The following is a 14,860-nucleotide window of genomic DNA, read 5'->3' as shown; positions in this document are numbered from 1 at the left end:
TTTTCTTCTTTTATTGACAATGCCCAGATGGCGGAATTGGTAGACGCGCTAGTTTCAGGGACTAGTGTCCGTAAGGATGTGCAGGTTCGAGTCCTGTTCTGGGTACTGCAAATGCGCAGGTGGTGAAATTGGTATACACGCTACTTTGAGGGGGTAGTGCCGGTTACGGCGTGTGAGTTCGAGTCTCATCCTGCGCACGTTTTGAGACAAGTCTGAAAAAGACAGGCTTGTCTCGTTTTTTTTTGCTCTGTAACTGGCTGTTATTTTGATAGATAAGTGCAACCGCAGAATTTATTCGCTGAGTTCGATGTATTGTTCCATCAAAATCCAAAAATTCAGGGAAGATCGAACTCAATATAAGCCTTTTTTCTTCCAACAACAATGGCCATACCACATATAAAATTGGCATTATATAAGTTTCCGGATCTACTGGCCCTTCATCGGTTTCCAAATCATCATAGGTTACAGAGTAAGGGCTCTGTTCTAAATAAGTCATAGTGTCTGGTTGATTCAATTCCGGTGAATTTTTTGTTAATGATTCAGGCTACTGTGTGTAGTCGAATGGAACATATGCGACATTAATATCATCCATCAACTCTATTTCCCATTGTTCATCTTCGTTTTTTGGATAAATTTTCAAAGCATAGTGAGTAGCCTTAAGTTGCCCTAAGTTAGATAATTCTTCACTGACTAATCTTATTCCGGACTCATATGAAATCAAATTTTCATATGCCTTTTGGAAATTTGCAAGGGTATATGGGTCTGTCCGAGGTTTTATCCATGAATTGGTTTGTTCATGAAAAATAGCATCTTTGATAGATGTCGTTTGAGTTAGTTGTTGTTCGTCGGAAGAACCATCCTTTTCAAGATCCTGAAATTGATCTATACACTCCCCTAAAACTAATACCAACATACAAGTTAGTATAAATCTGATTTTTGATAATTTTTTCATGATGTAAATAATTTAAAAGTGAGCAACTTGATTTTTATAAACAAATAGATTTTCATCTACCTATGTGTAATATATCATTACTTTGTTAAAAATTATCTTAAAAATTCGGTCTTTGCTTGAATTCTATCGTAATTCTCGCTAAGATAGAAATCCAAAATAGCAAGCTGTATAATTCTTTTTTCATAAATGAAAAATAGGTAATTATATTTACGAAAGTAAGCACTTTTTCTTTTGAAAAATACAAGAAAATGAAAAGTGAGGTTACTGTGATCTGATTTATTCTTTATTTAACAGATATACAAATGTTTAAGAAAATTCTCGTGATATTAAAGTGTTTGTAAATGAATACCGGGTAAGAAAATATTAATGATTTCTTTTGCTCGTTAATACACAATTGTTATATATAACCTTCAGAGATTCTGTTACTACTTCCCATGATTAAGATACTCCTGTTAAATTATTATGGCGTAACTTTGCCATCTAAAATTATTTGTATGAGTATCTTGAAAATCTTAATTATTGCGACAAACGTTACTACGTATGCCGGCGGAGAGCTGGAAACAGGCTTATGGCTGAGTGAACTGACTCATTTGTATCATGAGGCAAAAGAAAAGGGCTATGAAGTCACCATTGCAAGCCCGAACGGTGGTAACGTGCCCATAGACCCCGAAAGCCTTAAACGGTTCACTTTGGATAAAGTATCCAGAAAGTATTGGCAGGATAATTCATTCCGTGGGTTATTGCGCAATAGTAAAAGTCTGGCAGAAGTCAAGAGCGAAGAATTTGATCTGGTTTACCTGGCAGGCGGACACGGGACAATGTACGACTTCCCCGATGATACGACAATGCAATCCATCATCCGAAACCAATATGAAAGCGGGAGAATGGTTGCCGCTATCTGCCACGGCGTGGGCGGCTTGCTCAATGTGAAATTATCTGATGGAGAATATCTGATAAAAAACAAAAGAATTACCGGATTTAACTGGTTTGAGGAAAGTCTTGCCAACAGGAAGAAGGAAGTGCCGTTTAATCTGGAAGCAGGATTGAAAGAAAGAGGTTCAAAGTATGGCAAAGCTTTCATTCCAATGACTTCACACGTTGTGGTAGATGGAAATCTTATTACCGGGCAAAATCCATTTAGTTCCAAAGAAATGGCAAAAGTTGTTATGAAGGAAATGGAAAAGTAATACGTTACGATTGTCAGTCCGAATTAATCAATACGAATTTTCCAACTAACTATATATAAAGTGAGGCAATGAGGCATGATTCTTGCAATCGGGATTAGAAAAAGCAGATCTGTCATGTCGTTGAGCCACGCGTTTAGATTTTATAACCTGTTCAAACAGGATTCCGATTTTCGGAAAGCATGTTATGCCTGCAAGTCGAGGGAGGCATGGCAGTTATTTCTTAAAAATGAAGGCTTTGAGTTCTCGGATAACGAGTTCGAAGAAGTACTATCCGCCTCGCTCTTCCGGTGCCAGACCGAAGAGGAGGCTTTGCAGGTGAGGCAGATACAACAGGCGTATAAAGTGCTCACAATGTTTACTATCCAATAAACAGCCCTACACTCAAAACATCCTCCCACCAACATCCTACATCTAAAATCTAAAATCAAACATCCATACCCCCATGTATTTTATCGCTTCAAAAGGGTACAAAAATGTAGTTTTTATGAGAGTGTAGTATAACCGGTTGGTTATAATTTATTGTATAATTGTTGTTTAACCTTATTGGCATGATTTATGTATTGCCGAGATAAAAAATCAGGATGCATAAAGCGTTTAGGATTGCGGGGGATATCGGGATCGAAAAAAACGGGAAACCCTTCCTCGATAAAAAACGGGTTGAACTTCTACGTGCGATCCATTCTACCGGATCCATCCTTTCCGCATCGAAAAAAATGAATATTTCGTATCAGTTGGCATGGACCTGCATCAAAGAAATCAACAGCATATCGCCATTGCCCGTCGTCATACGACAAAGGGGTGGCGTCAATGGTGGGGGAGCCAGCATAACGAACTATGGATTGACGCTTATCAGGAATTTCTTGATGATTGAAAGTAAGCATCGAGACTGCATTGCTGATCTGGAGAATGATATGAAATCCTGTTTTTTCTGATTTTTTTTCTGTTCCCTTTTTCCAGTGGATAGGATAAAAGGGGACACCTGTTACAATTTTGAGAATATAAAATTAAAAATAGAACCAATGAACAGGAAGAAGGTATGTATCGTCTTCGTATTATGCTTTTTCGGGATGATCTTCCCGGCGGAGGCAAAGAAAGTGAAAGTGGCGGCGGCGGCCAACCTCCGCTATGTGCTGGAGTCGATAAAAGAGACGTATGAAGCCGAACACAAAGGCGTTCAGATAGAGATAACATTCGGCTCGTCCGGGACCCTGACACAACAGATCGCCCACGGTGCTCCGTTTGATTTTTTTATGGCTGCCGACGTGGATTTTCCGGTGAAGGTGAAGGAGATGGGATTCGCATCCGGTGAAGTGAAGACGTATGCTTACGGCCAGTTGGCCATGTGGAGTTTATCGGTCGACGTGGCCGGGGGGATTCAGTCAGTTACATCACCATCAGTAAAAAAGATCGCGATTGCCGATCCCAAGAAAGCGCCCTACGGGGAAAATACCGTGGAAGTATTGAAGAAACAGGGTTTGTATGATACAATCGAGAAGAAAATCGTGTGGGGTGAAAATATTAGCCAGACGGCGCAATACGCCTTTTCGGGCAATGCCGAGATAGGATTTATCGCGCTTTCACTGGCGCTGGCGCCCGATATGAAGGGCAAAGGGTTCTTGTACCTGTTCCCGCCGGATATTTGTCCCCCGGTGCAACAAGCTTGCGTATTGTTGAAACAGGGGGCGGCTAACCGGGATGCCCGGGATTTTATGGACTACGTGCTGAGTCCTGCCTGCCATAAGGAGTGGATAGCGTTTGGATATGCATTAGCAAAGGATGAATGATGGATGCCGATTTTATGGCGACCCTTGCCTTGACGGGGAAATTGGCCCTGTTGACGACAGTCATATTGTTGTTGATCAGCTTGCCGGTTGCCTATTGGCTGGCCTATACCCGTTGCCGGATAAAGGTGGCTCTTGAAGCGCTGGTCTGCATGCCGATGGTGCTGCCACCCACGGTGATGGGGTATTATTTACTGTTGGCATTCAACCCCCAGAAGGGATTCGGCGGTTTTCTGGAGCGTTTTTTCGATGTCAGGTTGGCTTTCACCTTCGAAGGCATACTCCTCGCGAGTGTGATTGCCGGACTTCCATTCATGATCCAACCGCTACAGAACGGCTTGCAGGGGTTGCCGGTGAGTTACCGTGAAGCGGCCTATACATTGGGGAAATCGAAGACCCGAACTTTTTTCAGCGTATTACTGCCCAATATAAAGCCGTCGGTGATTACCGGGATTGCGCTTACTTTCGCACATGCAATCGGAGAATTCGGGATCGTGCTGATGGTGGGCGGGAATATTCCCGGTGAAACGCGCATCGCCTCGATAGCCATTTACGATGAAGTGCAAACATTGAATTACAAACAGGCTGATAAATATTCGCTGATCCTGTTTCTTTTGTCGTTTGTGCTGCTGGTCATCATCTACAGTATCAACCGGGGACCAAATCGTTATTTTATCAACAATAGACATTCGTAATGATAGCGCTGGAGATCAGGAAACAAATGTGGACGGCCGACGGGTTGCGCACATTGGAGGTGAGTGTGGAAATTCCCAAGAATTCCCTGACCTGCATTTTCGGTCCCTCGGGATCGGGGAAGACGACTCTCCTACGGATGATCGCGGGACTGGTGAAGCCCGATAAGGGTTCTATTTCAATCAACTCCATCCCGGTGTATGATTCCGGCAAGAAAATCAATCTCGTTCCGCAACGGAGGCACGTGGGGTATATGTTCCAGGATTACGCCCTTTTTCCCAATATGTCGGTAGAGAAGAATATCCGTTTTGCCCAGGGACGCGAAAAAGATAACGTGCTGGTGGAAGCCCTGATCCATGAATTTGGCCTGGATAATTTGCGGCGACAGAAGCCTGATAAATTGTCGGGAGGGCAGAGGCAACGGGTGGCGCTGGCAAGAGCCATCGCCGCGAAACCGGACGTGTTGCTGCTCGACGAGCCACTATCGGCCGTCGATGAAGAGATGCGGTTAAGCCTTCAGGACGAGATTATTAAAGTACACACAATCTTTTCAATGACCACACTGATGGTAAGCCATGATCGGACTGAAATTGCACGTCTTTCCACGCACCTTTTACCCATAGGGCAGGGAAAAGCGGATGAACTGAAAAAAACTGCATTTTTGTAGGAAATCTTCTCTTTTATTACATTTTCGAGTAAAACCAAAAAGCGTTATAAATTCCAGATTTATAACGCTTTTATTTTTTATATATCACATATACAGTTGTTTATGGTTTGTGCTGCCGGCTATTTTGTCGTTTGGCATGTGCTTTGATTACGCTATAATGAGAATAAAAATCGATATGCTAATTCACTAAACAAATTAGGTTATGAGAAAGATCGCTATTTATGGCAAGGGGGGTATCGGAAAATCCACGACTACCCAGAATACCGTCGCCGGTCTCGCTGAGATGGGCCGCAAAGTAATGGTCGTGGGATGCGATCCTAAAGCGGACTCGACACGCTTGTTGTTGCACGGCCTGGCCCAGAAGACCGTGCTGGACACCCTTCGTGATGAAGGAGAGGATGTGGAACTGGATGATGTGATGAAGACAGGGTTTAAAAATACCAGTTGCGTGGAATCAGGTGGACCCGAACCGGGCGTAGGTTGTGCCGGTCGCGGTATTATCACTTCGATCAACCTGCTGGAGCAGCTGGGAGCTTACGATGATGACAAGGGGTTGGACTACGTGTTCTACGATGTGTTGGGAGACGTTGTCTGCGGTGGATTTGCCATGCCGATCCGTGATGGAAAAGCGCAGGAGGTTTATATCGTCTGTTCGGGCGAGATGATGGCCATGTACGCCGCCAATAATATCTGCAAGTCGATCTCCAAGTTCGGGAAGGTCGGTGATGTGCGGCTGGGAGGCTTGATATGCAATTCCCGCAAGGTGGACAATGAAGCCAATATGATCCAGGAGTTTGCCAAAAAACTGGGAACGCAGATGATCCATTTCGTACCGCGCGACAATATGGTGCAGCATGCCGAAATCAACCGCCAGACGGTAATCGATTACGCGCCGGAGCATTCGCAGGCACACGAGTACCGTGAACTGGCAAAAAAGATCGATGACAACAAGATGCAGGTCATACCGACCCCACTTTCCATCAATGAACTGGAAGAATTACTGGTTAGTTTCGGCATTATGAATTAACCCGGGGAATGCTAAATTATTAAACCCAACGAAGATTATGTTATTACTAAGAGCAATAGTACGTCCGGAGAAATCGCCCATCGTCATGAAAAGTCTGTTTAACGCCGGATTTCCGGCAGTCACAAAGCTGTCGGTCTTCGGACGGGGCAAGCAACGGGGGCTGAAAGTAGGAAACGTCACTTATGACGAATTGCCGAAAGACCTGTTGATGATTGTCATTCCAGACAGGGATAAGGATTTTGTAGTGGAGACGATCATGCTTGCCGCACGGTCGGGAGAAAAGGGACAGGCGGGCGATGGTAAGATATTCATCACCCCGGTAGAAGAGGTATATACTATTTCAAGCGGAAGAAAAGAATAAGATCGATCGGTCGTAACAGAACAAGTGTGCGGAAAGTCAACAGGCATCGGGGCGTTTGTTCATTAAACATTACAAGCATGAAGTTAATTTTAGCAATAATAAGGATTGCCAAAATGGGCGAGACAAAAGCGGCGCTTGCCGAAGCGGGATTACCCTCTTTCACGGCAATGCAGGTGCTGGGGCGCGGTAGAGGAAATGGCGACTTGGAAAGATTACAACAATCGAGATCGGAGGAAGAATGCTCCTTTATCGTGGAAGATGCTTTGAATTTTATTCCTGAAGAGCCCCGGTTGAAATCGAAACGGATGATTACGTTGGTGGTGACCGACGAGAAGAAGGACCTGGTGGTGGACACGCTGATCAAAGTCAATCAGAGCGGAAAAACGGGCGATGGGAAGATATTCGTATTACATACCTTGGATTCGTTCAGCGTCCATTCGGGTCAATCGGGCAATGCGACACTGGATTAATCAATCGGGGTCGACCCCATCAATAAAAAATTCAACATTATGGTAAACGAGACAGACAGGACAATGCAAACGGAAGAATTGATCGCCGAATTGCAGGATTTCAGAAGTGAAGTCATTACAAAATATCCGAAGAAAGTAGCTAAAAAGAGAGAGAAGTCGATCGTCCTGAGTGATGCGGATAATCCCCCCCAGATACAGGCCAACGTGCGCACCATCCCGGGTATCATCACCCAGCGGGGGTGTACCTATGCCGGTTGTAAAGGGGTCGTATTGGGGCCGACACGTGACATCGTGAATATCACGCACGGCCCTATCGGCTGCGGGTTCTATTCTTGGCTCACCCGCCGCAACCAGACAAAGCCCGAAAATGACACCCAGGAGAACTTTATCACCTATTGTTTCTCGACCGACATGCAGGATTCCAATATCGTATTCGGCGGCGAGGAGAAATTGAAACAGGCTATCCGGGAAGCATACGAGTTGTTTCATCCGAAGGCGATCGCTGTCTTTTCGACCTGTCCGGTAGGGCTTATTGGTGACGATGTCCACCGGGTGTCCCGCCAGATGAAGGAAGAAATCGGCAATGGCATCAATATATTCGGTTTCTCCTGTGAGGGATACCGGGGCGTATCGCAATCGGCCGGCCATCATATCGCCAATAACGGCCTGTTCAAGAACCTGATCGGCAGGGACGATGAAGTGAGGGGCAGCCTGAAATACAGGGTCAACCTGCTCGGTGAGTACAATATCGGGGGTGATGCCTTCGAACTCGAGCGGGTATTCGAGAAATGCAGCATCCACCTGATTTCCACCTTTAGCGGTAACTCTACCGTGCAGGGGTTCGAGAATGCGCATACTGCCGATTTGAATATGGTCATGTGTCACCGCTCCATCAACTATGTGGCCGAGATGATGGAGACCGCTTTCGGCATCCCCTGGATCAAGGTGCAACCCATCGGTGCCAACTCCACCGCCAAGATGCTCCGCAAGATCGCCCAGTATTTCGGTGAGCAGGAGTTGATCGACCGGGTGGAAGAGGTGATCGCCGAAGAGATGAAAGAGGTGGAAGCCGTGAGGCAGAAGATCCATGCCAAGACCAAGGGTAAGAAAGCGATGCTTTTCGTCGGTGGTTCCCGTGCCCACCATTACCAGGACCTGTTCGAAGAGTTGGGGATGGTCACCGTCGCTGCCGGCTACGAATTCGGCCATCGCGACGATTATGAAGGTCGCCGTGTCATCCCGACCATCCAGATCGATGCCGACAGCCGGAATATAGAAGAGATAACTGTTTCAAAAGACGAAACGCGTTACCAGCCTCGCAAGAGTGAAGACGAAATGAAGAAACTGGAAGCCGAAGGGATGGAATTCAATGAATACCACGGCTTGATGGAGCAGATGGAAAAAGGGGCGCTCGTGATCGACGATCTCAGCCATTACGAGATGGAAAAACTGATCGAGAGATACAAACCCGATGTATTCTGTGCCGGTATCAAGGAAAAATTCGTCGTGCAGAAGATGGGTATCCCGTTGAAACAGCTGCACAACTACGATTCGGGCGGCCCTTATGCCGGTTTTAAGGGAGCAATCAATTTTTACAAGGATATAGAACAGATGGTTTGCGCTGCTATCTGGCAGGAAATCAAAGCCCCGTGGGAAAGTGAAGCATATGTGGAAGCGCAGTTTGCATATTAATTATAAAGAAAGTCTATTATGTTATTACGTCATACAACAGCGAAAGAGATTGACCGGAAGGCATTGACTATCAATCCGGCCAAGACGTGCCAGCCGGTGGGAGCCATGTACGCTGCTTTGGGCATCCACGGATGTCTGCCCCACAGTCACGGGTCGCAAGGCTGCTGCTCCTATCACCGGAGTGCGCTGACCCGTCATTTCAAGGAACCGATCATGGCTGCGACAAGTTCCTTTTCCGAAGGATCATCGGTATTCGGCGGCTCGTCGAACCTCGTGCAGGCCATCGAAACCATTTTCACTGTCTATGAGCCGGAAGTGATCGCCGTGCATACCACCTGCCTGTCGGAAACCATCGGCGACGATTTGACCCAGATCGTTTCGAAGGCGGGTGAAGATGGGAAAATCCCCGAAGGCAAGAAAGTGATCTACTGCAACACGCCAAGTTATATAGGTACCCATATCACCGGGTACTCCAACCAGTTGGCATCGTTTATCAAGTTCTTCTCCACGGCCACGCCGAAGAAGAAGAACGTGGTCAACCTGGCCGCCGGATGGATGGAGCCGTCCGACATGCGGGAGATCAAGCGCCTGGCATCGGTCCTCGAGGCCCGCACCATCCTGTTCCCCGATATGACCGGCGTGCTGGATGCACCCCTGACGGGAAAATACAAGATGTACCCCGACGGTGGGACAACCATTCCCGACATGATGGCCACCGGCGACAGTAAGTTCACCATCGGCCTGGGAGCCTATTCCACCGAAGATGCCTGCGTGAAACTGGAATCGAAATGCAAGGTGAAGTTCGAAGTGATCGAGATCCCCATCGGGTTGAAAGCTACCGATCGTTTTATCACTTCCCTGAGCAGGGCCGCCAACGTGCCGGTACCTGATTCAGTGACCGAAGAGCGGGGACGGCTGGTCGATTTTATTGCCGACAATGCCAAATATTTCTGGGGAAAGAGGGTGGCGATCTATGGTGATCCCGATACCCTTATCCCGATGGTCGAATTCCTGCTGACACTCGATATGAAACCGGTCTATATCGTGACTGGGACGGCCGGGAAGCATTTCGACGCGCAAATGGAACGCATGCTGAAGGAGAGAGTCCCTGAAGCCCGCTACAAAAGCGGCGAACGGGCCGATATGTTCCAGTTGCACCAGTGGATCAAACAGGAACCCGTCGATTTGTTGATGGGCAACACCTATGGGAAATATATCGCACGGGACGAAAACCTTCCGTTTGTCCGTATCGGCTTCCCGGTGGTGGACCGTCCCGGTAATAATTTCTTTCCCCACACAGGTTACGTTGGGGGAGTGAATCTGGCCAACAAGATACTCGAAAGCCTGCTCGATCATTACGACAGGACTTGCCCGGAAGAAAAAATGGAATTGCAGATGTAATCCGACCGGCGGGATGAGACTATAACAGAGCGTACGACAGGAGTTATCATTGAAGAGATTATGGCAGACTTTTTAAAAGGACGGGAAGATCAGATCCTCACCATCGGCAAAGAGACGAAAGAGCTTATTGGCGGACGGCCCAGCATAGCGGGTTCGGTCAGTCAGCGGGCCTGCGTCTTTTGCGGTTCGCGTGTGGTGCTCTATCCCATTGCCGACGCCCTTCACCTGGTGCACGGGCCCATTGGCTGCGCTTCTTATACTTGGGATATAAGGGGCGCCCTCTCTTCGGGACCCGAACTGCACCGGAGCAGCTTTTCGACCGATTTGAGGGAAAAGCATGTCATCTTCGGGGGAGAGAAGCAGCTCTATAATGCGCTGATCGAGTTAATCGACAAGCACCAGCCCAAGGCGGCATTCGTCTATTCGACCTGCATCGTGGGTGTAATCGGTGATGATGTCCAGTCGGTGTGCAAGCGGGTGACCAATGAGAAGGGCATTCCGGTGATTCCCGTGCAGGCCGAAGGTTTCCAAGGCTCGAAGAAAGATGGTTACAAGATAGCCTGTGATGCCATGGCGACGCTTATCGGCACCGACGACTCCAAAGAGATTGCCCCTTACAGCATCAACATTCTGGGTGATTTCAATCTTGCCGGGGAATTGTGGATCCTCGCTGAATATTACAAACGGATGGGTGTCGGGATCCTTGCTTCGATCACCGGCGACGGGCGGGTGCAGGACATCCGCAATGCGCACCGTGCATCGTTGAACGTGGTGCAATGCTCCGGTTCGATGCTGCACTTGGCCAAACAGATGAAGGAGCAATACGGCATCCCGTTTATCAAAGTCTCCTATTTCGGGATTGAAGACATGTCGGATGCATTGTACGAGGTAGCCCGCTTTTTCGGCGACGAGGAGGTGATGGAGAAAGCACGTGACCTCGTAAAGGAGGAATTGACCCGGTTACTGCCTGCCCTGGCTCCCTATAAACAGGCTTTGCAGGGAAAGAAGGCGGCCATTTACGTGGGTGGGGCATTCAAGGCAATCTCCCTGGTCAAGGCACTGCGGCTGATCGGGATGCAGACGGTGATTGCCGGCACTCAGACCGGGAATACCGAAGATTATAAACTCCTCGGCGCGATCTGCGACGACGGATGTATTTTGGTAGACGACTCGAATCCGGTCGAGTTGTCCGAGTTTGTCAAGCAGACCGGCGCCGACCTGTTTATCGGCGGGGTGAAGGAACGTCCCATCGCCTATAAGCTGGGGATCGGTTTCTGCGATCACAACCACGAACGCAAGCTGGCACTGGCCGGCTATGAAGGCATGCTCAACTTCGCGAAGGAGGTCTATGAGACGGTGACAAGCCCGGTCTGGAGGTTTGTAGAGCGACGTTGATCCTGCGGTTAATATGGCGTTGTAAATAATCAGAAAAAAGAAACATAATGGATTCAGGCACACCTCTTCATCTTATCAGTGAATTGCCCGCGGGCGAACGGTTCTCGTCATCCTGCAACGCTTGTAAGCAATGCACTCCCTTGGGAGCCTGCGTGGCGTTCAAGGGCATCGAAGGCGTCCTGCCGATGTTGCACGGGTCGCAGGGTTGTGCCACCTATATCCGGCGTTACCTTATCAGCCATTTCCGTGAACCGATGGACATCGCTTCGTCCAACTTCAGTGAAGAGACGACGATCTTCGGCGGGAACAAGAATTTCAACACGGGCATCGACAATATCATCAGCCAGTACCACCCGAAAGCGATCGCCATTGCAAGCACCTGCCTGAGCGAGACCATCGGTGAAGATGTGCAGCGGCTGATCAACGAATACAAGGATATCCATTCGGGCGACGAGGGGCTGCCCGAGATGATCTTCGCCTCCACGCCGAGTTATATGGGTACCCATTACGAAGGGTTCCACCAGGCGGTGCTTGCCACGGTGAAGGTGCTGGCTGCCTCGGACGGAAAGCCGGGCAGGCATATCAACCTGTTCAGCAATTTTATCTCTCCCGAAGATATCCGCCACCTGAAGGAGATCGTCCTCGATTTTGACATTGAGGGGATTCTTTTCCCCGATTATTCCGATACACTCGACGGTACTTCGTGGGATAAATACCAGCGGATTCCCGAAGGGGGCACCAAACTGGAAGATATCCGTCGGATGGGGTCGGCCCTGATGTCGATAGAATTGGGATATATCCTCAATTCGGGTGGGAAGAACCGGTCGTCGGCAGGAGAGTACCTGCAACAGACCTTCGATGTGGTGAACAGCCGTACCGGCCTGCCGGTCGGCATCAACGAGACCGACAAATTCTTCAGCCTGTTATCGGCCGTTTCGGGGAATCCGGTGCCAGAGAAGTACCGGAAGCAACGGGGACGCCTGGTCGACCTTTATATCGACGGCCATAAATACCTCTCCGGGAAACGGGCGGGGATTTACGGAGAAGAGGATATGGTCGTGGCGCTGGCGGCATTTGCCGCTGAGATCGGACTTATCCCCGTGCTTTGCGTGTCGGGAGGGGAAAGCGGGAAGTTGAAGCAGACGCTGAAAAACGTATTGGGCGACCTCTACTATGAGGATATGGTTACCGGCCAGGGCGTCAGCTTCGAGCGGATGGAAGAAGCGATGAAAGGCTTGCAACCCGACCTGATGATCGGGAACAGCAAGGGTTACTATATTGCCCGCAAGATGGATATACCGCTTGTCCGTACCGGTTTCCCGGTTCACGACCGTATCGGTGCGCAACATAGCCGCACCCTTGGTTACGAGGGGGCAGCCATCCTGTTCGAGCAGATCGCCAACACCCTGTTAGAAGAGCGGCAACGCAAATCGTCCATCGGGTATAAATATATGTAAGGCACAAAATATCTAAATGTCTCCGCTTTAGTTGCACACAACCCGAGAGTTGAATATATAACTTAAAAAAGGAAATGATGAAAGATTTGAGTAAGCACCCCTGTTTCAATATCGAAGCAAGACATAAATATGCGCGGGCGCATCTGCCGGTTGCCCCCAAATGCAATATCCAGTGTAACTATTGCAACCGCCAGTACGATTGTTGCAATGAAAGTCGACCGGGTGTGACCAGTACGGTGCTCTCCCCGATGCAGTCGGTGCATTACCTGAAAGCGTTGGCAGAAAAGATTCCGAACATGAGCGTAGTGGGCATTGCCGGACCCGGTGACCCGTTCGCCAACGCCACGGAAACCATTGCGACGATGAAAGGCGTCAAGCAGCAATTCCCCGATATGATCTTCTGTCTCTCTTCCAACGGACTCGACCTTGAGCCCTATATCGATGAAATTGCGGAGATAGGAGTGTCGCACGTGACGATTACCGTCAATTCCCTCAACCCCGAAACACTCGCAAAGATATACCGCTGGGTGCGTTATAACCGGCGTGTTTACAGGGGTATAGAAGGTGGAAAAGTGCTTCTCGCCCAACAACTGAAATGTATTGAATTGCTGAAAGCCAAAGAGATTGTGGTTAAGATAAACACGGTCGTCTGTCCGGGGATCAACGACCACGAGGTGGAAGAGGTGGCGCAAAAAGTGGCGGAATTGGGAGCAGACACGATGAATTGCATCCCAATGTATCCTACCGAAAATACGGAATTCCAAGTGTTGGGAGAACCGTCGAAGGAGATGATGAAATCGATCAGGCAAAAAGTAGCGAAATATATCAAGCCCATGACCCATTGCGCCCGTTGCCGGGCCGATGCAGCGGGATTGCTCGGGCATGACGACCGGGCAGCGATGGATATGATCGGCCAATTCTCGGGAATGGTCGTCAATCGTGGTGAAGGACGCGAACGGGTTGCCGTCGCCACCAACGAGGGCATCCTTGTCAACCTCCACCTCGGTGAAGCCCGGAAAGTATATGTCTACGAGAAAACCAGGAATGGTTATCATTTTGTGGAGATGCGCAATACACCGGCCGAAGGCGGTGGATTGTCGAGGTGGAGGGAGCTGGCCTCCAAGACGCTGGTGGATTGCCAGGCCATATTAGTCGGCGGTATCGGTGAAAGCCCGATGAAGGTTTTACAGGAAAACGGGGTCAGGGTCATCCAGATGAGCGGACTGATCGATGCCGGACTGGATGCAGTCTACTTGAATCTGCCCATCAAGACGCTCTGCCGGAGCGAATATACCCGTTGCGGTGATGCGTGCAGGGGTACCGGTGCGGGGTGCGGGTAATACGCTTCGCGTGATAATGCCTTCGTCGATAGTGTGCTTCGCACGATAAAACTTTTGGAGAGATGAGTTTTAATTACAAACATAGATAACATCAAGATGAAGAAACCGGCGTATATGATACTGGTCTGCAACTCATATCGGGTTGCCGGCGACGCTCAGGGAGCATGCAATAAACAAGGGGCGACATCTCTTGTCAGGTATATAACAGAAGAGTGTGCCGACCGGGGCATTGATGCGGTGGTGACGACCACCGCCTGCCTGAGCGTGTGTAGCCAGGGTCCCGTCGTGGTGATCCAACCCAATAATTACTGGTACGGAGGTGTCACGGGTGAAGATAAGATAGACGAGATATTGGATGCACTGGAGGGAAACCGTGCGGTAGAGGAGTATCTTATTGCATGATAGTACTCGTTGCGCGAGTGATAATGCACTTCGTT

17 protein-coding genes and 2 tRNA genes are annotated in these 14,860 nt (G+C 48.7%); 17 read left to right on the top strand and 2 right to left on the bottom strand.

Features of this window, described 5'->3' with window-relative positions:
* Positions 1–21: 21 nt before the first annotated feature.
* A tRNA-Leu gene (locus tag VB073_RS08450) sits at positions 22–105 on the top strand.
* 8 nt (positions 106–113) lie between these two features.
* Positions 114–197 (top strand) — tRNA-Leu (locus tag VB073_RS08445).
* Here VB073_RS08445 and VB073_RS08440 read toward each other — a convergent pair.
* Together VB073_RS08440 and VB073_RS08435 are read right to left on the bottom strand one after the other, a co-directional pair.
* The gene (locus VB073_RS08440) at positions 164–496 is read right to left on the bottom strand and encodes a hypothetical protein (RefSeq protein ID WP_323403721.1); all 333 of its coding nucleotides are present in this window, start codon (positions 494–496) and stop codon (positions 164–166) included. The genes VB073_RS08445 and VB073_RS08440 overlap by 34 nt on opposite strands.
* Before the next feature lie 48 nt (positions 497–544).
* Positions 545–952, bottom strand: a complete 408-nt coding sequence (locus VB073_RS08435) for a hypothetical protein (RefSeq protein ID WP_323403720.1) — start codon at positions 950–952, stop codon at positions 545–547.
* 494 nt (positions 953–1,446) lie between these two features.
* Here VB073_RS08435 and VB073_RS08430 point away from each other — a divergent pair, with 494 nt between their 5' ends.
* The 15 genes from VB073_RS08430 (at position 1,447) to VB073_RS08360 (ending at position 14,825) form a co-directional block, all read left to right on the top strand.
* The gene (locus VB073_RS08430) at positions 1,447–2,139 is read left to right on the top strand and encodes a type 1 glutamine amidotransferase domain-containing protein (RefSeq protein ID WP_323403719.1); all 693 of its coding nucleotides are present in this window, start codon (positions 1,447–1,449) and stop codon (positions 2,137–2,139) included.
* 114 nt (positions 2,140–2,253) lie between these two features.
* Positions 2,254–2,508: a Nif11-like leader peptide family natural product precursor gene (locus VB073_RS08425; RefSeq protein WP_323403718.1), complete on the top strand. Its 255-nt coding sequence runs from the start codon at positions 2,254–2,256 to the stop codon at positions 2,506–2,508.
* 212 nt (positions 2,509–2,720) lie between these two features.
* Positions 2,721–3,071 (top strand): winged helix-turn-helix domain-containing protein, encoded by a 351-nt coding sequence (locus tag VB073_RS08420; protein WP_323403717.1) that lies wholly within the window; start codon positions 2,721–2,723, stop codon positions 3,069–3,071.
* An 87-nt stretch (positions 3,072–3,158) separates the two neighbouring features.
* Positions 3,159–3,923 (top strand): molybdate ABC transporter substrate-binding protein, encoded by a 765-nt coding sequence (gene modA / locus VB073_RS08415; RefSeq protein WP_323403716.1) that lies wholly within the window; start codon positions 3,159–3,161, stop codon positions 3,921–3,923.
* The gene (gene modB, locus VB073_RS08410; protein WP_323403715.1) at positions 3,920–4,615 is read left to right on the top strand and encodes a molybdate ABC transporter permease subunit; all 696 of its coding nucleotides are present in this window, start codon (positions 3,920–3,922) and stop codon (positions 4,613–4,615) included. Before modA ends, modB begins: the two co-directional genes overlap by 4 nt.
* The gene (locus tag VB073_RS08405) at positions 4,615–5,280 is read left to right on the top strand and encodes an ABC transporter ATP-binding protein (RefSeq protein WP_323403714.1); all 666 of its coding nucleotides are present in this window, start codon (positions 4,615–4,617) and stop codon (positions 5,278–5,280) included. The genes modB and VB073_RS08405 overlap by 1 nt, the downstream gene beginning before the upstream one ends.
* A 202-nt stretch (positions 5,281–5,482) precedes the next feature.
* Entirely contained in the window at positions 5,483–6,307 is an 825-nt protein-coding gene (gene nifH, locus VB073_RS08400; protein WP_323403713.1) for a nitrogenase iron protein, read from the top strand.
* Positions 6,308–6,344: 37 nt separating this feature from the next.
* The gene (locus VB073_RS08395; protein ID WP_323403712.1) at positions 6,345–6,668 is read left to right on the top strand and encodes a P-II family nitrogen regulator; all 324 of its coding nucleotides are present in this window, start codon (positions 6,345–6,347) and stop codon (positions 6,666–6,668) included.
* A 77-nt stretch (positions 6,669–6,745) separates the two neighbouring features.
* On the top strand, positions 6,746–7,138 hold the full coding sequence (locus VB073_RS08390) for a P-II family nitrogen regulator (protein ID WP_323403711.1): 393 nt from the start codon (positions 6,746–6,748) through the stop codon (positions 7,136–7,138).
* 39 nt (positions 7,139–7,177) lie between these two features.
* Positions 7,178–8,830 carry a nitrogenase molybdenum-iron protein alpha chain gene (nifD, locus tag VB073_RS08385; RefSeq protein WP_323403710.1) on the top strand — a complete coding sequence of 551 codons (1,653 nt, stop codon included), beginning with the start codon at positions 7,178–7,180 and terminating at the stop codon, positions 8,828–8,830.
* Between the two features lie 18 nt (positions 8,831–8,848).
* Positions 8,849–10,231, top strand: coding sequence for a nitrogenase component 1 (locus VB073_RS08380; RefSeq protein ID WP_323403709.1), 1,383 nt, complete (start codon positions 8,849–8,851; stop codon positions 10,229–10,231).
* A 60-nt stretch (positions 10,232–10,291) separates the two neighbouring features.
* Positions 10,292–11,626 carry a nitrogenase iron-molybdenum cofactor biosynthesis protein NifE gene (nifE, locus tag VB073_RS08375; protein ID WP_323403708.1) on the top strand — a complete coding sequence of 445 codons (1,335 nt, stop codon included), beginning with the start codon at positions 10,292–10,294 and terminating at the stop codon, positions 11,624–11,626.
* Positions 11,627–11,673: 47 nt separating this feature from the next.
* On the top strand, positions 11,674–13,083 hold the full coding sequence (locus VB073_RS08370; protein ID WP_323403707.1) for a nitrogenase component 1: 1,410 nt from the start codon (positions 11,674–11,676) through the stop codon (positions 13,081–13,083).
* Positions 13,084–13,157: 74 nt separating this feature from the next.
* Positions 13,158–14,423, top strand: a complete 1,266-nt coding sequence (gene nifB, locus VB073_RS08365) for a nitrogenase cofactor biosynthesis protein NifB (RefSeq protein ID WP_323403706.1) — start codon at positions 13,158–13,160, stop codon at positions 14,421–14,423.
* Positions 14,424–14,519: 96 nt separating this feature from the next.
* Positions 14,520–14,825, top strand: a complete 306-nt coding sequence (locus VB073_RS08360) for a (2Fe-2S) ferredoxin domain-containing protein (RefSeq protein ID WP_323403705.1) — start codon at positions 14,520–14,522, stop codon at positions 14,823–14,825.
* Positions 14,826–14,860 lie beyond the last annotated feature (35 nt).

The organism is Proteiniphilum sp. (genome assembly GCF_034927365.1).
Lineage (GTDB): Bacteria > Bacteroidota > Bacteroidia > Bacteroidales > Dysgonomonadaceae > Proteiniphilum.
This window is presented reverse-complemented; position numbering and strand designations above follow the sequence as displayed.

Coding starts and splice junctions, on each gene's coding strand:
- VB073_RS08380 (WP_323403709.1), top strand. CDS start 8,849: ATGTTATTACGTCATACAACAGCGAAAGAGATTGACCGGAAGGCATTG.
- nifB (WP_323403706.1), top strand. CDS start 13,158: ATGATGAAAGATTTGAGTAAGCACCCCTGTTTCAATATCGAAGCAAGA.
- VB073_RS08440 (WP_323403721.1), bottom strand. CDS start 496: ATGACTTATTTAGAACAGAGCCCTTACTCTGTAACCTATGATGATTTG.
- modB (WP_323403715.1), top strand. CDS start 3,920: ATGATGGATGCCGATTTTATGGCGACCCTTGCCTTGACGGGGAAATTG.
- VB073_RS08425 (WP_323403718.1), top strand. CDS start 2,254: ATGTCGTTGAGCCACGCGTTTAGATTTTATAACCTGTTCAAACAGGAT.
- VB073_RS08395 (WP_323403712.1), top strand. CDS start 6,345: ATGTTATTACTAAGAGCAATAGTACGTCCGGAGAAATCGCCCATCGTC.
- modA (WP_323403716.1), top strand. CDS start 3,159: ATGAACAGGAAGAAGGTATGTATCGTCTTCGTATTATGCTTTTTCGGG.
- VB073_RS08370 (WP_323403707.1), top strand. CDS start 11,674: ATGGATTCAGGCACACCTCTTCATCTTATCAGTGAATTGCCCGCGGGC.
- VB073_RS08405 (WP_323403714.1), top strand. CDS start 4,615: ATGATAGCGCTGGAGATCAGGAAACAAATGTGGACGGCCGACGGGTTG.
- VB073_RS08390 (WP_323403711.1), top strand. CDS start 6,746: ATGAAGTTAATTTTAGCAATAATAAGGATTGCCAAAATGGGCGAGACA.
- VB073_RS08430 (WP_323403719.1), top strand. CDS start 1,447: ATGAGTATCTTGAAAATCTTAATTATTGCGACAAACGTTACTACGTAT.
- nifD (WP_323403710.1), top strand. CDS start 7,178: ATGGTAAACGAGACAGACAGGACAATGCAAACGGAAGAATTGATCGCC.
- VB073_RS08420 (WP_323403717.1), top strand. CDS start 2,721: ATGCATAAAGCGTTTAGGATTGCGGGGGATATCGGGATCGAAAAAAAC.
- VB073_RS08435 (WP_323403720.1), bottom strand. CDS start 952: ATGAAAAAATTATCAAAAATCAGATTTATACTAACTTGTATGTTGGTA.
- nifE (WP_323403708.1), top strand. CDS start 10,292: ATGGCAGACTTTTTAAAAGGACGGGAAGATCAGATCCTCACCATCGGC.
- VB073_RS08360 (WP_323403705.1), top strand. CDS start 14,520: ATGAAGAAACCGGCGTATATGATACTGGTCTGCAACTCATATCGGGTT.
- nifH (WP_323403713.1), top strand. CDS start 5,483: ATGAGAAAGATCGCTATTTATGGCAAGGGGGGTATCGGAAAATCCACG.